The organism is Agrococcus sp. DT81.2 (assembly GCF_049844935.1).
Classification (GTDB): Bacteria; Actinomycetota; Actinomycetes; order Actinomycetales; family Microbacteriaceae; genus Agrococcus.
The window spans coordinates 19,163-38,501 of the sequence record NZ_JBNCLZ010000003.1 but is presented as its reverse complement, the minus strand read 5'-3'; the positions used below and the strand labels follow the sequence as shown (position 1 = coordinate 38,501).

Genomic DNA, 19,339 nt, shown 5'->3' with positions numbered 1-19,339 from the left:
GCAAACGACTCCCAATGATCAAGGAGGTTGAGATGGGTCTCGACGACAAGATCTCGAACGCAGCCAAGGAGACCGTGGGCAAGGCCAAGGAAGGCATCGGCGACGCCACGGACAACGAGCGCCTCGAGGCGGAGGGCCACAAGGACCAGGCCGCCGCCAACGCGAAGCAGGCTGGCGAGCACGTCAAGGACGCCGCGGACGACGTCCGCGACACCTTCCGCTGAACCTGACGGACGAGTGAAGGGCGGGGCGCATGCGCCCCGCCCTTCCGCATGCCCGGCTCAGTAGTTGAGGCTGTCGAGCTCCGCCGCCTCGGCCTGGATGCCGAAGTCGCGCGCCTGCGTCTGGATCTTCTGCGCGCGCGCGAGCCGCGGCAGATCGCTGCCGTCGGTGATCTTGCCGCCCGACTCCTCGAACGCCCGCACGAACGCGTGCGCCCATGCGACGTCCTCGGGGCTCGGCGCGAGCCCCGCGTTGATGGTGGGCGCCTGCGTGTGCGTCAGGCACAGCTTGCCCGACATCCCCATCTCCTTCGCGAGCCGCGTGCCGTCGGCGAGCGCGTCGGTCGAGAGCGTCGGCCCGTCGATGGGCGCCGGCAGCCGAGCCGCTCGCGAGGCGATGACGAGCTGCGAGCGCGCGTACGCGAGCGCCACGGGGTCCTCCCCGGTGGCGGTGTCGCGCTTGAAGTCACCGGTGCCGAACGCGATGCGGAACGTCGAGGGCGCGTTCGCGATCTGCTCGACGTGCAGCACGCCGCGCGCGGTCTCGACCAGGGCGAGGATCCGCATGCCCTCCGGCAGGCGGTCGGCGGTGTCGTGCACGTGGCTGGAGGACTCGGTCTTCGCGAGCATCACGCCCTCGAGCCCCGGCACGTCCTTGAGCGCTGCGCAGTCGGTGCTCCAGAACTCGCTCGCGGCATCGTTGATGCGGACCCAGGCGCGGTGGCCGCTCGAGAGCCACGCGACCGTGTCGTCACGGGCCTGGGCCTTGTCCTTCGCGGCGACGGCGTCCTCGATGTCGATGATGATCGCATCCGCCTCGCTCTCCTGCGCGATCTGGAAGAGCTCGGGCCGCGAGGCCGGGACGAGCAGCCAGGAGCGGGCGATCACGGGCGAGATGTCTGGGCGAGGCACGTGCTCGAGCCTACCGAACGCGCTCCGCGGCGGCGCGGGCCGGCCGCTACGCTCGCAGCATGGGAGCCGGGATGCTGACGCCGCTCGTCGTGCTCATGCTGCTCGCCGGTGCGGCCGCGATCGCGGGCGGGATCGTGCTGCTCGTGCTGGGATCCCGGCGCCATGACGACTCGACATCGCGACCGCTGCTGGCGTTCGGCGTGACGGCGCTCGTGATCGGCACCGCGCTCGCCGTGCCGTCGCTCCTCGCGCTGCTGGCGCCGCTCGCCGCGGCGCGGTGAGCCGCGCCGAGCAGTCAGACCTGAGCATGGTTCACTGAGGCCATGCCCGCGCCGTTCGCCGCCCTGCTCGCCCTGTTCGCCATCGCCGTCGTGGTGCTCGTCGTCGGCATCGTCATGAGCATCCGCGGCACCGGCTCGACGCCGCGGGTCGGCGGGTGGCTCGCGATCATCAGCGGCCTCGTCGCCCTGTGCTTCGGCGTCGTGCTCGGCATCTCGCTGATCGGCTCGGCCATGGACGACGTGCCGGGCATCTGGTAGCGGGCGACTCAGTCCCGGCCGCGCAATCGGTCGATCTCACGCCGCTCGCGGCTCGACGGCCGGCCAGCGCCGCGCGGCCGATGCGGCACCTGCGCCGCCTCGATCGCGGTGGGGCGCGCGGGCGAGCGATCCTCGTACGCCTCGACGGCGATCGCGGCGCCCACGCGCTTCGACAGCAGTTGCCGCACCACCACGACGCGGTCGAAGCCCGAGATCCGCACCCGCACCTCGTCGCCGATGCGCACCGGCTGCGCCGCCTTCGCGGCCTGGGCGTTGAGCTTCACGTGCCCGCCGCGGCACGCGGCCGTCGCGGCCGCACGCGTCTTCAGCAGCCGCGCCGCCCAGATCCAGACGTCGAGCCGCACGGAGCCGGGCGCGCCCGATCCCTGGGCGCTCACGACGCCGCCAGCACCTCGAGCACGGCGTCGCCGTAGCGCTCCAGCTTCGCCTCGCCCACCCCCGAGATGCTCGAGAGCTCGACCATCGTCGCCGGCTTGCGCTCGGCGATCGCCGCGAGCGTCTTGTCGTTGAAGACGACGTACGCGGGCACCGCCTGCTCCTTCGCGGTCGTGGCACGCCAGCTGCGCAGCGACTGGAAGCGCTGCTGCTGCACGTCATCGAGCTGCACCGCGCTCTCGGAGCGGCGCGCCGCCTTCGCGGGCGCCTTCGTCTCGTGCCGCAGCCGCACCTCGCGCTCGCCCGCGAGCACCGAGGCAGACGCATCCGTGATCGCGATCACGCCGTACTCGCCCTGCACCTTCAGCAGGCCCTGCGCGAGCAGCTGCCGCACGATGCCACGCCACTGCGCGGCGGGCAGGTCGCTGCCGATGCCGTAGGTCGCGAGCCGGTCGTGCCCCTGCGAGCGGATGCGCTCGGTGTCGGCGCCCACCAGGATGTCGACCAGGTGGCCAGCGCCGAACGCCTGACGCCGCTCGCGCTGCAGGCGCACGACGGTCGAGAGCAGCTTCTGCGCCGGCACCGTGCCGTCGTAGGACTCGGGCGGCGTGAGGCAGGTGTCGCAGTTGCCGCACGGCTCGCTCGGCTCGCCGAAGTAGGCGAGCAGCTGCTGGCGGCGGCACTCGACCGTCTCGCACAGCGCCAGCATCGCGTCGAGGTGCAGCGTCTGGTTGCGCTTGCGCTGGGCATCGCCGTCGCCGTCGGCGATCATGCGCCGCTGCTGCACGACGTCCTGCAGGCCGTACGCGAGCCACGCGGTCGACGGCTCGCCGTCGCGGCCCGCACGGCCGGTCTCCTGGTAGTAGCCCTCGACCGACTTCGGCAGGTCGAGGTGGGCGACGAAGCGCACGTCGGGCTTGTCGATGCCCATGCCGAACGCGATCGTGGCGACCATCACGACGCCGTCCTCGCGCAGGAATCGCTGCTGGTTGGCGGCGCGCGTGCCGGCGTCGAGGCCCGCGTGGTACGGGAGCGCGTCGATGCCCTGCGTCCGCAGCCAGGCCGCGGTGCCCTCGACGGACTTGCGCGAGAGGCAGTAGACGATGCCCGCCGCGCCGGGGTGCTCATCGCGGATGATGCGCAGCAGCTGCGCCTTCGCGTCCTGCTTGGGTGCGATGCGGTACTGGATGTTGGGCCGGTCGAAGCTCGAGACGTAGACGCGCGCGTCGTGGAGTCCCAGCCGCTCGACGATCTCGGCGCGCGTCTCGGCGGTCGCGGTCGCGGTGAGCGCCACGCGCGGCACGTGCGGCCAGCGCTGCCCGAGCACCTGCAGCTGCAGGTAGTCGGGGCGGAAGTCGTGGCCCCACTGGCTCACGCAGTGCGCCTCGTCGATCGCGAACAGCGCGATCGGTGCGGCGTCGAGCAGCGTCTGCGCGACCGGCAGCCGCTCGGGGGCGAGGTAGAGCATGTCGAGCTCGCCGGCGAGCAGGCGACGCTCGACCTCGCGGCGCTCGTCGATCGACTGCGTCGAGTTCAGGTAGGCGGCGCGCACGCCGAGCTGCTCGAGCGCGTCGACCTGGTCGTGCATGAGCGCGATGAGCGGGCTGATGACGACACCCGTGCCCTCGCGCACGAGCGAGGGGATCTGGTAGCAGAGGCTCTTGCCGCCGCCCGTGGGCATGAGCACGACCGTGTCGCGGCCGGCGACGACGTCGTCGATGATCTGCGCCTGCTCACCGCGGAAGGCGTCATAGCCCCACACCCGCGTGAGCGCCTCGAGCGGGGTGGCCGCCTTGGCGGTCGCTGCGATCCCCGGCGCACGAGCCGCCTGCGGCCGGGCTGGGCCGCGGGTCGCCGTGCGCGTCGCCCCGGCCGAGCGGGCGGTGGGTCCGCCGGTCGCGCGGCCGGTCGCCGCGCCGAAGGGTGCGTCGTCGTCCGACGGGGGCACCCAGCCGTCGTCCGGAGCACCGCCCTGCCAGGTGTCCCAGGGCTCCGGCGCGTCGTCGTCGCTCGGCGGTGCCCACTCGTCGTGCCTCGCGTCCGTCACGCGTCCCCCTTCGCGGCCGTCACCCATCCAGCCTAGGCCGCGCCACGCACACGCCATGCCGGGTCGCGGCGACGGTGGGGACGCGCCTGGTCGGTCAGCGCCGCGGCGGTCAGCGCCGCGCCCGCGTGGCCGCGAGCGTCAGCATCGGCACCATGCGCTCGGCGTCGTCGGCGCCCGCGAGCTCGCGCTGGGTGAGCCACACGGCGACCTGCCCCGCGGCCGGGTACACGTACAGCGCGGTGCCGGAGCCGCCGATCCAGCCGTAGCGACCGAGCACCTCCCACGGCCGGCGCTCGACGACGTCGACGCTGCCGCCCAACGACCACGATTGCCCCTCGAGGAACGGCTGGTCCAGGGCGGAGGGCTCGCCCGGCGCGAGCAGCCGCGCGACCGACGCCGCACCGAGCACCCGGCCGCCGGGACCCTCGCCGCCGTCGACGAGCATCCGTCCGAACGCCAGCAGGTCGTCGGCCGTCGAGACGAGGCCCCCGGACCCCGACTCGAACACGATCGCTCCCGTCCAGGCGCCGTCGGGCTCGTCGGTCGGCTCGAGGCCCTCGCCCCGCGGCGTGTAGGCGGTCGCCGTGCGCGCGACCTGGTCGGGGCGCAGCCGGAAGCCGGTGTCGGCCATGCCGAGCGGGTCGAGGATCGTGTCGGCGAGCACCTCGCCGAGGCTGCGCCCGGCGGCGCGCGCCAGCAGCACGCCGGCGATGTCGAAGCCGGTGTTGTAGGTCCAGCCGTCGCCCGGCTGGTGCGCGAGCGGCAGCCGCCCCGCTTCGGTGAGCCACGAGTCGGGCGACGGCCAGCCGACCGGGGTGTCCGGACCCTGGTGCAGCCGCTGCACGAGCGCCTCGGCGAGCGGCGTCGCCATGTCGTCGGTGAAGCCGAGCCCGCCGCGCAGCGAGAGCAGGTGCTCGACCAGCACGGGCCGCTCCGCCGGCACCGTGTCGTCGAGCTCACCGCCGGGATGGCGGAGCACCCGCAGTTCGGCGAGCTCCGGCAGCCAGTCGGCGACGGGAGCGTCGAGGCGGATGGTGCCCCGCTCGACGAGCGCCATCGCGGCCGCGGCGATGATCGGCTTCGTGACGGATGCGATGCGGAAGACGGTGTCGCGCGTCATCGGTGCGACGCCGATCGTGCGCTCCCCCGCCACGGCGACGGATGCGGCGTTGCGGTCGGCGATGGCCGCCACGGCTCCGGGCACGCCGTGCCGCTCCACCGCCTCGTCGGCGATCGCCTGCAGCGCCGCGTCGAGCATGGCTCAGCGCCTGCGCGCCAGCCATTCCTCGAACGTGACCCGGCCCTTGCGCTGCTCGGTGAGGTTCGCGCCGCTGCGGAGGTAGTCGAGCATCGACGGCGGGAACGGGCCGTTGACGATGTGCCCTCGAGCACCGGTCGCCGACTGCCAGGCGCGGGCGAGCTCCCGCGAGACCCGCACCTGCGGTCCGGCGAAGTCGATGATCTGCTCCCCCGACGGCGCCGTCGCCTCGTCGGCGACGAGATCCGCGACCTCGCCGACGTCGACGGGCTGCAGCCGGCCGCCGAGGAACACCGGGATCGCGCCGACGGCGGCGCCGGTCTCGAAGAAGTCGACCGACCACTCGTGGAACTGCGCGGCACGGACGATGCAGACCTGCATCGAGGAGCCCAGATAGGTCAGCTCCTGCTCGTGCTTCTTGCGGTGGTACTGCAGCTTCGAGCGCTCGACGCCGAGGATCGACAGCAGCACCGCGCGGCCGACGCTTGCGCGCTCCGCGGCCGCGACGACATTGCGGGCGCCGATCGTGAAGGGCCGCAGGTCGAGCGGGTTGCGCGAGTTCGAGGCGTCGACGACCGCGTCGGCGCCGTCGAGCGCGGCGTCGAGCCCCTCGCCCGAGACGATGTCGGCCCGCACGCCCGGCGCCCCCGCGATGGCCTTCCCCGAGCGCGACATGGGCACCGCCTGAGCGCCACGCCTGCCCAGCGCACGGACGATCGCCGCGCCAGCATTCCCGGATCCACCGACGACGACGACGCGCATGCCCTCACGCTACGCCAGCGCCCGCACAACGCAAGCCCGCGGGCCTCCGGATGCGGCAGACGGCCCGGATCCTGAGGATCCGGGCCGTCGTGGCGCTGTGGGCTTGGCGGGGGCTAGCTCGCCGGGGTCGCTGCCAGCTCGCGCTCGGGCGAGACCGGCGGGACCGTCAGCGTGTCGAGCAGCTCCGAGCTGGGACGCACGGGGATCATCGGCGCCTTGATCTCGGCGCGCTGCAGCAGGTCCTGCATGCGCTTCCGGCGCGCGGGAGCGATCACGGTGACGACCCGGCCGTTGTTGCCCGCGCGGCCGGTGCGACCCGAGCGGTGCAGGTACGTCTTGTACTCGTCCGGCGGGTCGGCCTGCACGACGAGCGCGACATCGTCGATGTGGATGCCGCGGGCGGCGACGTCGGTCGCGACCAGCACGTCGATCTTGCCCCGGCGCAGCTTCTCGAGCGCCCGGTTGCGCTGCGACTGGTTCAGGTCGCCGTGGAGGCTCGCCGCCTCGATCCCGGCGTCGTCGAACTGCTCTGCGAGCCGCTCGGCGTAGGCGCGGGTGCGCGTGAAGACGATGATGCGACCCGGGTTGCGCACGATCTGCTCGAGCACGGCGTCCTTGTCGAAGCGGTCGGCGACGAGCACCTGGTGCTCGATCGTCGAGGTCTCCTGGTCCTCGCCCGCGACCTCGTGCACGGCCGGCTGCGGCAGGAACTCGCGCACGATGGTCGCGACCTCCGAGTCGAGCGTCGCCGAGAAGAGCAGCTTCTGGCTGCCCGGTCGGGTGCCGCGGAGGATGCGCTGGACGGGCTCGAGGAAGCCGAGCTCGCACATGTGGTCGGCCTCGTCGACCACCGCGATCTCGACGCCGCCGAGCTTGAGGCGGCCCTGCTCGACCAGGTCCTCGATGCGGCCGGCGGTGCCGATGACGATGTCGACGCCGCGGCGCAGCGCCTCCACCTGGCGGTCCTGCTTCACGCCGCCGACGATGACGGTCGTGAAGATGCCGACGGCGCGGCCGAGGCCCATGACCGTGTGGTTGATCTGCTGGGCCAGCTCGCGTGTCGGCGCCAGGATGATGGCGCGCGGCGGGCGGCCGATCTCACGCCGCTCGGGGCGGTTGCGCATGAGCAGCTCGATGATCGGTGCGCCGAACGCGATGGTCTTGCCGGAGCCGGTGCGGCCGCGGCCGAGCACATCGCGGCCCGCGAGCACGTCGGGGATCGTCGCTGCCTGGATCGGGAACGGCGTCGGCGCGCCCATCGACTTCAGCGCGCCGGCGATGCCGGTGCCGAGGCCGAGGTCGGCGAAGGTGATGCCCTCGATGTCCTCGGCGCGGGTCGCCTGGGCCTCGAGGCGGTCGAGCACGACGTCCTCCTTCGGCGCGAAGGGCTTCGAGTCGGCCGACGGGTAGTACGTGCTGTCGCGCCGGGGGCGGTCGTCGAAGCTGCGCGGACGCTCGTCCCGGCGGGGGCGGTCGTCCGAGCGGCGGTCGTCGCGCGCCGGGCGGCGGTCGTCGAAGCGGCGCTCACCGCCGCGGTCATCGCGAGCGGGACGACGGTCACCGAAGGAGCGGTCATCGCGCGCCGGACGGCGGTCGTCGAAGCGACGGTCGCCGCCGCGGTCGTCACGAGCGGGACGACGGTCACCGAAGGAGCGGTCATCGCGCGCCGGACGGCGGTCGTCGAAGCGACGCTCACCCGAGCGGTCGTCGCGCGCGGGGCGGTCGCCGAAGGTGCGGTCGTCACGAGCCGGACGGCGGTCGTCGAAGCGACGCTCGCCACCGCGGTCGTCGCGCGCAGGACGGCGGTCGTCGAAGCGACGCTCGCCACCGCGGTCGTCGCGCGCGGGACGGCGGTCGTCGAAGCGACGCTCGCCACCGCGGTCGTCACGAGCAGGACGGCGGTCGTCGAAGCGACGCTCGCCGCCGCGGGAGTCGGGAGCGGCGCCACGGCCGCGGCCGTTGTGCTCGTCGCGGGCGCGGTCGAAGCCGCGGGGGCGCTCGCCGCGGTGGAGGCGGTCGTCGCGCTGGTGGTCGCGGCCGCCCTGGGCGCCGCCACGGGTGCGGAACGCCGGGCCGCGGCGGTCGCCGCGCTCCTCCGGCGGGGTCCAGTTGGGGCGGCGCGAGGCGCCGTCGGCCGAGCGGCCGGGGCCGGCCTGGTCGCGGCGGTCCCGGTCGTCGCGGCTCCAGCGGCCCTTCGAGGGCTGCTCGTCGCGGTGGCCGCGGTGCCCGGGGCTGCGGGAGCCGGGGCGGTTCGGCTGTCGGTCGGTCGGTCGTTGTGCGCCGTGCGGGCGCTGTTCATTCCGTGCCATTGCTCATCTCGGGATTGCGCGCAAGAGCGGCTTGCGCGGGTCTGCCGCAGTCATCGCGGATCGTGTGGTCGACCGCGAGGATGCTCGCGGGAACTCCGGCCGCGGCGACACTCCATGTGGCGCACAAGTACACGCCTGTCCCGAGCCGACCTAGCCACCTTACGGCAAGGGCCGACCCGGCGACAGGGGCAATCAGGCTCAGCCCGGCAGGTCGTGCGCTCGCGCACCCTGCCGCAGCACCGATGACGACCACTGCCTGCCGTCGAACCAGCGCGCATCCGCACGCCGGTACGGGTCGGGGTACCAGCCGGCCGGCGCCTGACCGGTGCTCGCGCCGGGAAGGAGGCCGACCGGCTCGGGCGCGCCGTCGTCGGACGATGGCGCCGGCTGCTGCGGCGCACCCTGCGCGGCCGCCTGAACCGCGGCCTGCGCGCGCTGCTGCTCGACCCACGCCTCGTAGGCGCGCGCCTGCGCCTGCAGCGCCTCGCGCTCGAGCCGGTCGAACTCGGCGGGCGTCGGGATGGGCGGAGGCTGCCGATCCCCGGCGACGACCGGGCGCCCGTAGACGTCGAGCTCCACCGGCGGCTGCGGGCGCTGCCCGAAGGACGGGCCGCTCGACGACGGCGGCTGCGTGGGCGAGCCCGCCGACGGCACGACCGGGTCGACGAGCGCACCCTGCCGGTGGCCGAACGACGAGGGCTGCGCCGGCACGGATGCGGTGGATCCGGGCGTCGGACCGACCGCCGGCGTCGGCGCGGCCGGCCGCGGTGCTCCGGGGCTCATCACCCGCAGACCGGCTTGCGCGAGCTGGCGGCCTCCGCCGACGTGCGGCGTCGGCACCGAGGACGGCGCCGGAGCGGCGAGCGTGCGCGCATCGCGCGCGGCGTAGTAGTGCATCGACGAGTCGGCGGGCCACTGGCCGTCGATGCGCAGGTGCGAGGCGCCGCCCGGCTGCAGGGGCGGCACGAACGTCAGCCGCGTGCCCGTGCCCGCCGGCGCGCGCACTGTGATCATGGCGCCCTCGACCTGACCGGAGGTGCGGGTCACGAAGACCGTCACGGGCAGGTCACCCGCGGGCACGTGCAGGGTGATGTCGCCCCAGTCGAGCGGCACCCGCAGACCGCCGACGTCGAGCGTCGGCGGCTGCCGGTACTCGTCCAGGCGGCCGTCCTGGCTCGCGCAGTGGACGATCAGGAAGCTGGGCACCGGCATCCTCCTTCCGGGCGGTCGACGGGCAGGACCAATACAAGCAATGCGCGCCACGCATCGCCTGTGAGTGCTGTCAGCGTGCGCTGGCCGCCGCCAGCTCGCCGCGCCGCTCGGCGCGGGTTCCGGTGCCCGCCCGGACGCGACGGCGCTCGATCGCTCCCTCGACCACGAGGTAGAGCACGGGCAGCACCACGAGCGTCAGCACCGTCGACGAGATGAGGCCCCCGATGACGACGATCGCGAGCGGCTGCGAGATGAAGCCGCCCTGCCCGGTCAGTCCCGCGGCCATCGGGATGAGAGCGAAGATCGTCGCGGCCGCGGTCATGAGGATGGGCCGCAAGCGCCGCTCCGCGCCCTCGACGAGCGCCTCGCGCACGCTCAGCCCGCGATCCCGGTACTGGTTGACGAGGTCGATGAGCACGATCGCGTTCGTCACGACGATGCCGACGAGCATGAGCACGCCGACCATCGACGCGACACCGAGCGGCACGCCGGTGATGAGCTGCATCGCGATCGCGCCGGTCGCCGCGAAGGGCACCGACACGAGCAGCAGGAACGGCTGGAGCAGGCTCTTGAACGTCGCCACCATGACGACGTACACGAGCAGCACGGCGATGAGGGCCGCGATCCCGAGCTGCGTGAACGCATCCGTGATCTGCGTCGCGACACCGCCGACCGAAGCGGTGGCGCCGTCGGCGAGCTCGAGCCCGTCCAGCGCCTGCGCCACGCCGCCCGAGACTCCGCCGACGTCCGCCGCGTCGGGAGTGACGGTAACGGTCGCGGTGCGGGCGCCGTCGCTCGTCGAGATCGACACGGGCCCCTCGATCTGCGTGACCTCCGCGACGTCCGAGAGCGGCAGCGGGCCGGTCGGCGTCGGCAGCTCGAGCTCGCGCAGCTCGTCGAGCGTGCCGGCCGGCGCGATCGCGTCGAGCCAGATGCGCACGAGCGCGCCGTCGAGCTGGATCTCCCCCACCGGCGTCGGCTGCATCGCCTGCGCGACGAGGCCCGAGACGGCGGCCTCGCTGAGCCCGAGGCTCGCGGCGAGGTCGCGGTCGACGGCCACCTGCACGAGGGGCTGCGCGCCCTCGAGCGAGTCGGTCACCTGCGCGACGCCGTCGAGGCCGGTCACGGCGTCGACGACGGATGCGGTGGCCGCGTCGAGCGCGTCGGGCGTCGGCGCCTGCACGTCGATGTCGATGTCGCTGCCGCCGAGCCCCGCCGACTGGCCGACGGTGATGTCGCCCTCGGCGCCGTCCGCGGTCGCGAGGATGCGCTCGCGCAGCGCCGGCATGTCCGTGCCCTCGGCCGCGATGACGCCGTAGCGGATGCCGCTGCCGCCACCGCCGCCGGTGAACGCGGCGAACTGCGACGCGCCGCTCGAGACCGTGGCAGAGACCGTCTCGACGCCCTCGAGCTGCTCGAGTTCGGCCGTGAGGGATCCGGCGGCGTCGAGCTGCGCGTCGAGCGACGCCCCGGGCTCGAGCTCCTGCGAGAGCTGCACGGTCGTCTGCCCGTCGTCTCCGAGGAAGTTCGTGGCGATGAGCGGCAGCGCCGCGACGCTCGCGCCGAGGATGACCGCGGCACCCGCGAGCACGATCCACGGGTGGCGCAGCGTCGCGAGCAGGATCGGGCGGTAGCCGCGCCGCAGCCGGTCAGGCCGCTCCGGCACGTCGACGGGCGCAGGCTCGGCGACGGTCGCGATCGGCGCGCTCGCGGGCGCGCTGCGCCGCCCGAGCCGGCCGAGCAGCGAGCGCCGCGTCGGCCGCGCGTCGGCTGCGGCGGGGCCGTGCGCAGTGCCTTGGGCGGCTTTCGCGGCCGCGGCCTCGGCGGCGACGACCTCCTTCGGCCGCTTGAGCAGCCACGACGCGAGCACCGGCACGATGGTCAGCGCGACGACGAGCGACGACAGCAGCGCGAGCGTGACGGTGAGCGCGAACGGCCGGAACAGCTCGCCGGTGATGTCGCTGACGAACGCGAGCGGCAGGAACACGATGACGGTCGTGACGGTCGACGCCGTGATCGCGCCCGCGACCTCGCGCACCGCATCCACGATCGCCCTCGACTTCGACGCCGTGAACGCGAGGTGCCGCTTGATGTTCTCGATCACCACGATCGAGTCGTCGACGACCCGGCCGATGGACAGCGTGAGCGCGCCGAGCGTCAGGACGTTGAGCGAGTACCCGGCACCCCACATGCCGATGAACGTCATCAGCACCGAGATCGGGATCGACACCGCGGTGACGAGCGTGGACCGCAGCGACCAGAGGAAGACGAGGATGACGAGCACGGCGAAGAAGAGGCCGAGCACGCCCTCGACCGCGAGCGCCTCGATCGAGTGCTCGATGTAGGGCGCCTGGTCGAGCACCGTCGTGAACGTGACGCCCTCGCCGAGCTCCGCCTGCAGGCCCGGGAGCAGCGCCTGCACTGCGCGGGAGACGTCGACCGTGTTCGACGCCTGCGTCTTCGTGATCGAGAGGATGATCGCGGGCTCGCCGTCGACGAGCGCGATCGAGCTCACCGGGTCCTGCTCGAGGGCGACCTCGGCCATGTCGCCGATCGTGATCGTCTCTGTCGCGGGCGGGGCGTTGGCGGGGTTCGCGGGGTCGGGCTCCGCGGCCTGCTCGCGGCTGAGCGGCAGGCTCGCGACGTCGTCGACGGAGCCGAGCCGCTCGCCGATCTGCACGCTCAGCGTCTGGTCGCCGTCGTCGACGGTGCCGCCGGGCAGCAGCTGGCCGTGCTCGTCGATCGCCTCGGTGATGTCGAGCCGGGAGAGACCCGCTGCGGTGAGCGCCGCGTCATCCGGGTCGATGGTGATGCGTTGGCCGGGCGCGCCCTGCAGCTGCACCGCGCGGACGCCGTCGGTGCGCTCGAGCTGGGGCACCGCGATCGTCTCGATGCGGTCGACGAGCGCCGACTGCTCCCCCGGCCCCGAGATGGCGATGCGCAGCACCGGGAAGTCGGCGATCGAGCCCGTGAGCACCGTCGGCTCGGCGTTCTCGGGCAGCTGGGAGAGGATGCGGTTGACCGCCTGCTGCACGCGCTGCTCGGTCGTCGGGATGTTGATGCCGTAGGTGAACTCGGCGAACACCACGCTCGAGCTCGTCGACGACGTGCCGGAGGTGCCCTCGAGCCCCGGCACCGACTGGATGGCGCGCTCGATGGGGCCGGTGACGTCCTCGCTCATGATCTCGGGGCTCGCGCCGGGCAGCGTCGTCGTGACGACGACCGCCGGCAGCTCGAGCTCCGGCGTCAGCTCGGTCTTGAGGTTGGCGAGGGCGACCCCGCCGAAGATCGCGATGCACAGCGTCGCGAGGACGATGAGCGCTCGGTTCTTCAGGCTGGCGAGCGAGAGCAGATGCACTCGCGCATCCTCTCACCGTCCGCCATGGGGCGGATGGGGGCCGGCGCCCCGCATCCGCCCCTGGGTCCGATCGGCCGCGCCCCGCGGTGGGCGCGCGGGAGCGCAGCCCGCTACTGCCTGCGCTTCGCCGCGAACGCCCGCATCGCGTCGCGCACGTACTCGGCGCCCTCGGTGCCGCCGTAGTTCGCGGCGAACCGCTCGTCGGCGACGTACATGTCGCCGAGCCCGGCGAACATCTCGACGTCCGGCTCGGCCGTCTGCCAGCCGGCGCCCACCCAGCGGTAGTGGCGCTCCACGAGCGCCTGCACGCGCTCGGAGTCGACGCTCTCGCCCGCCTCGCGCGCCGCGGCGTAGCCGCCGGCGACGTCGAGGTGCTCCTGCTGGAAGCGGCGCTTGTCGTCCGCCGACATGCGCTTCCACCAGTCCTGGCCGCGCTTCCACGCGTCGGCGCCCCAGCGCTCGGTGACCTCCTGCTCGTACTGGCTCTGGTCGAACCCGTCGAGCGCTTCCTCTGCCGTCATGGCGGCTCCCTTCTCTCGTGCCCGCAGCGTCTGCTCGACGGCGCGGATCTGTCTGCGGATGCGGTCGGCCTCGCGCTCGAGGTCGGCGAGGTGCGCCGCGAGCGCGTCCTCGTCGGATGCGCGCTCGAGGCTGTCGGCGATCGCGGGGATCCCGACACCCAGCCCGCGCAGCAGCAGGATGCGCTGCAGGCGGGCGAGCGACGCCTCGTCGTACCAGCGCATCCCGCCCGCGTCGGTGCGGGCGGGGGCGAGGATGCCGACGGCGTCGTAGTGCCGCAGGGTGCGGCTCGAGACGCCGGCGAGCTTCGCGATGCGCTGGATCGACCACTCCATGACGACGACGCTAGAGGTTGACGCAACGTCAATGTCAAGCCGCCCGCGGGCGCCCGACCTACGCTTCTCTCATGCCGCTCGCCCGCTCCCTGCTCGCCGTGGCGGTCGGCGGCGCGATCGGCACTGCGGCGAGGGCGCTGCTCGAGTCCAGGATCTCCGACTGGTGGGCGCTGCTCGTGGTGAACAGCCTCGGCTGCGCGCTGCTCGGCATCTCGGTCGCCGCCCTCGCGAGCGCTCCCGACTGGCTCCGGCACGGGATCGGCGCGGGCCTGCTCGGCGGCTTCACCACCTTCAGCGCGGTCGCCGTCGCGAGCGTCTCCGCGGGCGGAGCGAGCGGCGGATGGTCGACGCTCGTGCCGGCGCTCCCGGGCATCGCGCTCGCGCTGGGGATGCTCGCGGCCTGCCTGCTCGCGGCGTGGGCCGGCCTGCTGCTCGGTCGCCGTCTCGTCAGGGAGCGCTCGGCATGACGCCGCTCGAACTGCTGGGCGTCGCGGTCGCGGGCGGCGCCGGCGCGGTGGTGCGCTTCCTGGCCGGCGCCGCGCTGCGCGAGCGGCCGGTGCGCGCCACGATCGCCGTCAACCTGGTCGCGAGCCTGCTCGCCGGCATCCTCACGGGCCTGCTCGTGCTCGACGACACGTGGCGGGCCCTGCTCGTCACCGGCTTCTGCGGCGGCCTCTCCACCTACTCCGCATTCGCCGTCCAGGCGGTCGAGCAGCTGGACGGGCGCCGCGGCGGCCGGGCGCTCACGACGATCGCGGTCACCGTCGTCGGCGGCGCGATCGCCGCATCCGCGGGTCTGCTGCTCGGCGCGCTGCTCGTGCCGGCGGTCGCGGCATAGCCCCGCGGAACCCCATCCCCACGCATGGCGGCGCCACAGCCGACCGGCGGGCGCGATGCTACGATGGAGGTTGGACTTATCACCGCAGTTCTCTCACCGTTCGTCGGCTCCGCGCCGACGCCGTCCGCAAGGGGGTCCAGCATGGGACGTGGTCGCCAGAAGGCCAAGCACACGAAGCTGGCGCGCGAGCTGAAGTCGTTCAGCCCGAACATCAACTACAACATCCTGGCTGCAGAGCTGGGCGCCGCCCCCGCGGACAACTCGGAGGCCGACAAGTGGGCTGACTACGCCCAGTACGAGTCGGGCTCCGAGGCCGAGGACGACGACTACGCTGACGAATACCAGACGGGCCGCAGCGCCTGAGCCGCACCCGGCTCCGCTGCGCTTGACGCGAAGGAGCCGATCGTGACCTCGCACGTCCCCACCGCCCCGCTGAACGCGCCCGCCGCCCTCGGCAGGCATGCGACCGAGACCGCACCGGTCTTCGAGTCGCTCTCGGTGCTCGACCTGTTCAAGATCGGCATCGGACCCTCCTCGTCGCACACCGTCGGCCCCATGCGGGCGGCGCTCGACTTCGTCGTGCAAGCGGATGCGTCGGGCCGCTTCGACGACATCGTGCGGCTCCGCGTCGACCTGTTCGGCTCGCTCGGTGCGACCGGCTCCGGGCACGGCACCGACACCGCCATCATGCTCGGCCTGTCAGGACTGGCGCCCGACACCGTCGAGACGCCGCAGATCGCCGACACCCTCGAGCGCATCCGGGCGAGTTCCGAGCTGCTGCTCGCCGGCCGACGAGCCGTGCCGTTCGACGAGGCGAAGGTGTTCGTGTTCCGCCCGCTCACGGTGCGGCCCGAGCATCCCAACGCGCTGCGCATCACCGCCTACGACGCCGACGACGAGACCGTCGCGAGCGCGGGCTACTACTCGGTCGGCGGCGGCTTCGTCATGCGGCACGACGAGGGCGATGTGCTCTCCCCCGTGCCGGCGCCCGCGGTGCAGGCGCACCCGGTGCGCTACCCGTTCACGCACGGCGACGAGCTCGTCGCGCGCTGCCGCGAGACCGGCCTGTCGGTCGCCGAGCTCATGCTCGAGAACGAGACGGCCTGGCGCTCGCGCGAGGAGACCATCGAGCGGCTCGAGCGCATCTGGGCCGTCATGCAGGAGTGCGTCGCGCACGGCATCGAGACCGACGGGATCCTGCCGGGCGGTCTCAACGTGAAGCGCCGCTCCAAGGACTGGCAGGCGAAGCTGCTCGAGCGCGACGCCGCTCCGAAGACGGGCAGGCCCGACCTGCTCGAGGGCATGGAGTGGGTCAACCTCTACGCCCTCGCCGTGAACGAGGAGAACGCCGCCGGGGCGCGCGTCGTCACCGCGCCCACGAACGGCGCCGCGGGCATCATCCCCGCCGTCATGCACTACGCCGACCGCTTCGCGAACTGCGTCGACGACGAGGTGCCGTGGTCGGTGCGATTCCTGCTGGTCGCCGGCGCGATCGGCATCATCATCAAGTCGAACGCGTCGATCTCGGGCGCGGAGGTGGGCTGCCAAGGCGAGGTCGGCTCGGCGTGCGCGATGGCCGCCGCCGGCTTCGCCGCCGTGCTGGGCGCGACGCCCGAGCAGATCGAGAACGCCGCTGAGATCGGCATCGAGCACAACCTGGGCCTCACGTGCGACCCCATCAAGGGGCTCGTGCAGATCCCGTGCATCGAGCGCAACGCGATGGCGAGCGTCAAGGCCATCAACGCGGCGCGCATGGCGCAGCAGGGCGACGGCACGCACTACGTCAGCCTCGACACCGCCGTCGAGACCATGCGCCGCACTGGCGCCGACATGAGCGACAAGTACAAGGAGACCTCGCTCGGCGGGCTCGCCGTGGCGTTCATCGAGTGCTGACCGGCGCGAGCCGGGCACTCGCTGCGGCGACCTCGGGCTGGTGCCGGGACGCCTCCCGTGCGACAGTCGGCGCATGAGGACGCGCGCCATCGACGAAGCCAGGCTCCGCCACGAGCTTGCGAGCCCGCCGGGCCGCGGGCTGCTCGCCGTCGCGGTGGCGTGGAGCCTGGCGTGGAAGGGTGCGTCGCTGTGGCGCGCCGCCCAGGATCGCAGCAAGCCGTGGTTCGTGACCCTGCTGGTGACGAACACGCTCGGCGTCCTCGACGCCGTCTACCTCTTCGGCGTCAGCCCCGCCCGCCGCGACCGCCGGGACTGAGCCTCGGGAACGCGTGAGGGCCCGCCGGTCGGCGGGCCCTCACTCGTCGATGGCCTAGCTGGTGGTCGCGTACGGCGCGACGACGGCGGCGAGGATGCCGACCAGCACCACCGGCCAGAAGATGAACGCCCAGATGAAGCCGAGGATCGAGGTCACGAGGCCCCAGATCGCCATGGTCTTGCCGGCCGGCTCCTTCGCGAGCCCGATGCCCGACAGGACGCCGCCCGCGATCGCATTGATCCAGATCGGGATGATGATGCTCGAGATGCCGAGGATGAGGCCCCACATCGACAGCTTGCGGGAGGTCGAGGCCGGGAGGGCGCCGTAGCCGCCGTAGCCGGGCGCGGAGCCCGGCTGGCCGGCGGCGGATCCGGGCTGGCCGGGGGCGGAGCCTGGCTGGTACGGCTGGTAGCCGCCCTGAGCGGGCTGCTCGGGAGGGGTGTAGGTCATGGCTGGTTCCTCGCGTGACGGGGTGCTGGTGCAGGGGGCGCCTGACAGCGCCCGCCCCAGCGTACGGCCGATCGCGGGTCGAGCGGCAGGTCAGGCGTTCAGCGTGAAGAGCATCGCCCCGAGCACACCGAACAGCGGCAGCATGTAGAAGAGCAGCACCCACAGGAGCCCGATCACCGACGTGACGAGCCCGATGATCGCCATCGCCTTGCCCGCCGGCTCTCGGCGCAGCGCGATGAAGCCGAACACGATGCCGATGATCGGCACCACGACGAGCGTCCACGCGAACAGGAACGAGCACAGCCCGAGCACGAGCGCGGTGATCGACAGGCCGCGCTGCGGCTGCGGCGCGTAGGCGTACACCGGCGTCTGATAGACGGGCACGCCGTACGGCGTCACGTTCGACGCCTGCGCGGCAGCGGGGTGGATGAGCGGGGCGTCGCGACCGTCGAGCGCCGGGGCGAAGCGGGTGCCCGGGAACGGTGGCGCATAGCCGGGCGCCGTCCGGGAAGCGGCGTGCGAGGCGCCGATGCCGGCGCTCCCGTGCCGGGGGTCGTTGTACTGCTGCGGCGCGCCGTACTGGGGCGGCGCGTAGCGCTGCTGCTGCACGGCACGCGGCGGCACGCGTGACGGCGACCCCTGCGGCGTGCGCGGCGGCGGCTGCCGAGCGGTGTCGCCCTCCGTGGGCGGCGACTGCTCCGACACCGGGCCCGAGTCACGGGGCCGGTGGCGATCGGCGTCTGACTGCATCCCGTTCCCCCCTCGTTCCGGTGGCATGCTCGGTCGAATCACGGGCCACCGTACGCCGCCCGCGTCAGAGTCTCCTGGACGTCTGGTATGTCAGCGGTAGGTGCCGGTCAGGCGCACGGCACCGCCGTCGACGCCCTTCGCGCCCTGCACCCAGCCGACGGCGTCGGGCGAGGCCGGGCCGGCCGCATCCACTCGACCGACCGTCATGGCGGCGATGCCCGCGTGCTCGCTCGCGGCGACGACCGCCGCGGCGTCGGCCTCGTCGACGACGACGAGCATGCCGAGGCCCAGGTTCCAGGTGCCCTCTGCCTGCGTGAGCGGGAAGCCGCCCAGCTGCGCGAGCGCGTCGAACACGGCCGGCACCTGCCAGCCTCTGCGGTCGATCTCGACCGCCATTCCCTGCGGCAGCACTCTGGCGAGGTTCGCGGCGATGCCGCCGCCGGTGACGTGCGAGATCGACCGGATGCCGAGGCCCTGCTCGAGCATGCCGAGCAGCGGCAGCGTGTAGAGGCGTGTGGGCTCGAGCAGCACCTCCGCCGCCACGCCGCCGAGCTCGTCGACGCGGTCGGTGAGGGCGATGCCGCGCTGCGCGAGGATGTGCCGCACGAGCGAGAAGCCGTTGGAGTGGAGCCCGGACGATGCCATCGCGACCACGTGGTCGCCGGCGCGCACGCGCTCGGCACCCAGCACCGCATCCGCCTCCACGATGCCGACGGCGGCGCCCGCGATGTCGTAGTCGTCGGGCTGCATGACGCCGGGATGCTCGGCCGTCTCGCCGCCGACGAGGGCGGTGCCGGTCGCCGCGCACGCCTCGGCGATGCCGCGCACGATGTCGGCGATGCGCTCGGGCACGACTCGGCCGCACGCGATGTAGTCGGTCATGAACAGCGGCTTCGCGCCCACCACGACGATGTCGTCGACGACCATGCCGACGAGGTCCTGGCCGATCGTGTCGTGCTTGTCGACCGCCTGCGCGAGCGCGATCTTCGTGCCGACCCCGTCGGTCGACGTCGCCAGCAGCGGCTTCGCGTACGAGCCGGCGGCCGAGAGGTCGAAGAGGCCGGCGAAGCCGCCTACGCCGCCGAGCACGCCCGGGCCGTGGGTGCGCGACACCGCGACCTTCATGAGCTCCACCGCGCGGTCGCCCGCCTCGGTGTCGACGCCGGCGGACGCATACGGATCGGTCATGCCCCCAGGCTACCGAGCCGCCGATCTTCTCAACGT

The 19,339-nt window shown here is 73.4% G+C and carries 20 protein-coding genes; 8 read left to right on the top strand and 12 right to left on the bottom strand.

The genetic code is table 11. The features are described from left to right. Nucleotides 1–32: 32 nt before the first annotated feature. Nucleotides 33–224: a CsbD family protein gene (locus ACLQ21_RS06510; RefSeq protein ID WP_425662456.1), complete on the top strand. Its 192-nt coding sequence runs from the start codon at nt 33–35 to the stop codon at nt 222–224. Between the two features lie 57 nt (nt 225–281). On the opposite strand, the gene ACLQ21_RS06505 is transcribed toward ACLQ21_RS06510, so the two are convergent. Beyond that, the gene (locus tag ACLQ21_RS06505; RefSeq protein ID WP_425662455.1) at nt 282–1,133 is read right to left on the bottom strand and encodes an HpcH/HpaI aldolase/citrate lyase family protein; all 852 of its coding nucleotides are present in this window, start codon (nt 1,131–1,133) and stop codon (nt 282–284) included. A gap of 59 nt (nt 1,134–1,192) precedes the next feature. On the opposite strand from ACLQ21_RS06505, the gene ACLQ21_RS06500 reads away from it, so the two are divergent. Further along, nucleotides 1,193–1,414 carry a hypothetical protein gene (locus tag ACLQ21_RS06500; RefSeq protein ID WP_425662454.1) on the top strand — a complete coding sequence of 74 codons (222 nt, stop codon included), beginning with the start codon at nt 1,193–1,195 and terminating at the stop codon, nt 1,412–1,414. A gap of 42 nt (nt 1,415–1,456) precedes the next feature. Further along, nucleotides 1,457–1,672, top strand: a complete 216-nt coding sequence (locus tag ACLQ21_RS06495) for a hypothetical protein (protein WP_425662453.1) — start codon at nt 1,457–1,459, stop codon at nt 1,670–1,672. 8 nt (nt 1,673–1,680) lie between these two features. On the opposite strand, the gene ACLQ21_RS06490 is transcribed toward ACLQ21_RS06495, so the two are convergent. The 8 genes from ACLQ21_RS06490 to ACLQ21_RS06455 all read right to left on the bottom strand — a co-directional run bounded on the left by ACLQ21_RS06490 (nt 1,681) and on the right by ACLQ21_RS06455 (nt 13,868). Then, nucleotides 1,681–2,070, bottom strand: coding sequence for an RNA-binding S4 domain-containing protein (locus ACLQ21_RS06490; protein WP_425662452.1), 390 nt, complete (start codon nt 2,068–2,070; stop codon nt 1,681–1,683). Next, the gene (gene recQ, locus ACLQ21_RS06485) at nt 2,067–4,115 is read right to left on the bottom strand and encodes a DNA helicase RecQ (RefSeq protein ID WP_425662451.1); all 2,049 of its coding nucleotides are present in this window, start codon (nt 4,113–4,115) and stop codon (nt 2,067–2,069) included. Before recQ ends, ACLQ21_RS06490 begins: the two co-directional genes overlap by 4 nt. A gap of 109 nt (nt 4,116–4,224) precedes the next feature. Continuing rightward, nucleotides 4,225–5,373, bottom strand: coding sequence for a serine hydrolase domain-containing protein (locus tag ACLQ21_RS06480; RefSeq protein WP_425662450.1), 1,149 nt, complete (start codon nt 5,371–5,373; stop codon nt 4,225–4,227). Between the two features lie 3 nt (nt 5,374–5,376). Further along, nucleotides 5,377–6,135: an SDR family oxidoreductase gene (locus tag ACLQ21_RS06475; RefSeq protein ID WP_425662449.1), complete on the bottom strand. Its 759-nt coding sequence runs from the start codon at nt 6,133–6,135 to the stop codon at nt 5,377–5,379. A gap of 113 nt (nt 6,136–6,248) precedes the next feature. Next, complete coding sequence (locus ACLQ21_RS06470; RefSeq protein ID WP_425662448.1) at nt 6,249–8,444, bottom strand: DEAD/DEAH box helicase; 2,196 nt, start codon at nt 8,442–8,444, stop codon at nt 6,249–6,251. A gap of 198 nt (nt 8,445–8,642) precedes the next feature. Then, nucleotides 8,643–9,650, bottom strand: a complete 1,008-nt coding sequence (locus ACLQ21_RS06465) for a DUF2510 domain-containing protein (protein WP_425662447.1) — start codon at nt 9,648–9,650, stop codon at nt 8,643–8,645. A gap of 76 nt (nt 9,651–9,726) precedes the next feature. Then, nucleotides 9,727–13,014, bottom strand: coding sequence for an efflux RND transporter permease subunit (locus ACLQ21_RS06460; protein WP_425662446.1), 3,288 nt, complete (start codon nt 13,012–13,014; stop codon nt 9,727–9,729). A gap of 110 nt (nt 13,015–13,124) precedes the next feature. After that, nucleotides 13,125–13,868, bottom strand: coding sequence for a MerR family transcriptional regulator (locus ACLQ21_RS06455; RefSeq protein WP_425662445.1), 744 nt, complete (start codon nt 13,866–13,868; stop codon nt 13,125–13,127). Nucleotides 13,869–13,939: 71 nt separating this feature from the next. Between ACLQ21_RS06455 and ACLQ21_RS06450 the strand changes: the two genes are divergently transcribed. The 5 genes from ACLQ21_RS06450 (at nt 13,940) to ACLQ21_RS06430 (ending at nt 16,915) form a co-directional block, all read left to right on the top strand. Continuing rightward, on the top strand, nt 13,940–14,335 hold the full coding sequence (locus ACLQ21_RS06450) for a fluoride efflux transporter FluC (RefSeq protein WP_425662444.1): 396 nt from the start codon (nt 13,940–13,942) through the stop codon (nt 14,333–14,335). Beyond that, complete coding sequence (locus tag ACLQ21_RS06445) at nt 14,332–14,706, top strand: fluoride efflux transporter FluC (protein WP_425662443.1); 375 nt, start codon at nt 14,332–14,334, stop codon at nt 14,704–14,706. The genes ACLQ21_RS06450 and ACLQ21_RS06445 overlap by 4 nt, the downstream gene beginning before the upstream one ends. Before the next feature lie 141 nt (nt 14,707–14,847). After that, a complete protein-coding gene (locus ACLQ21_RS06440) occupies nt 14,848–15,069 on the top strand; it encodes a DUF3073 domain-containing protein (RefSeq protein WP_425662442.1) in 222 nt (73 codons plus the stop codon). 69 nt (nt 15,070–15,138) lie between these two features. Continuing rightward, nucleotides 15,139–16,599 carry an L-serine ammonia-lyase gene (locus ACLQ21_RS06435; RefSeq protein WP_425662894.1) on the top strand — a complete coding sequence of 487 codons (1,461 nt, stop codon included), beginning with the start codon at nt 15,139–15,141 and terminating at the stop codon, nt 16,597–16,599. Between the two features lie 73 nt (nt 16,600–16,672). After that, complete coding sequence (locus ACLQ21_RS06430; RefSeq protein ID WP_425662441.1) at nt 16,673–16,915, top strand: DUF5652 family protein; 243 nt, start codon at nt 16,673–16,675, stop codon at nt 16,913–16,915. Nucleotides 16,916–16,969: 54 nt separating this feature from the next. Here ACLQ21_RS06430 and ACLQ21_RS06425 read toward each other — a convergent pair whose 3' ends face one another. The 3 genes from ACLQ21_RS06425 to purM all read right to left on the bottom strand — a co-directional run bounded on the left by ACLQ21_RS06425 (nt 16,970) and on the right by purM (nt 19,303). Further along, nucleotides 16,970–17,365, bottom strand: a complete 396-nt coding sequence (locus ACLQ21_RS06425) for a hypothetical protein (protein WP_425662440.1) — start codon at nt 17,363–17,365, stop codon at nt 16,970–16,972. Nucleotides 17,366–17,455: 90 nt separating this feature from the next. Further along, entirely contained in the window at nt 17,456–18,115 is a 660-nt protein-coding gene (locus ACLQ21_RS06420; protein WP_425662439.1) for a DUF4190 domain-containing protein, read from the bottom strand. A gap of 90 nt (nt 18,116–18,205) precedes the next feature. Beyond that, entirely contained in the window at nt 18,206–19,303 is a 1,098-nt protein-coding gene (gene purM / locus ACLQ21_RS06415; protein ID WP_425662438.1) for a phosphoribosylformylglycinamidine cyclo-ligase, read from the bottom strand. Between the last annotated feature and the right edge of the window lie 36 nt (nt 19,304–19,339).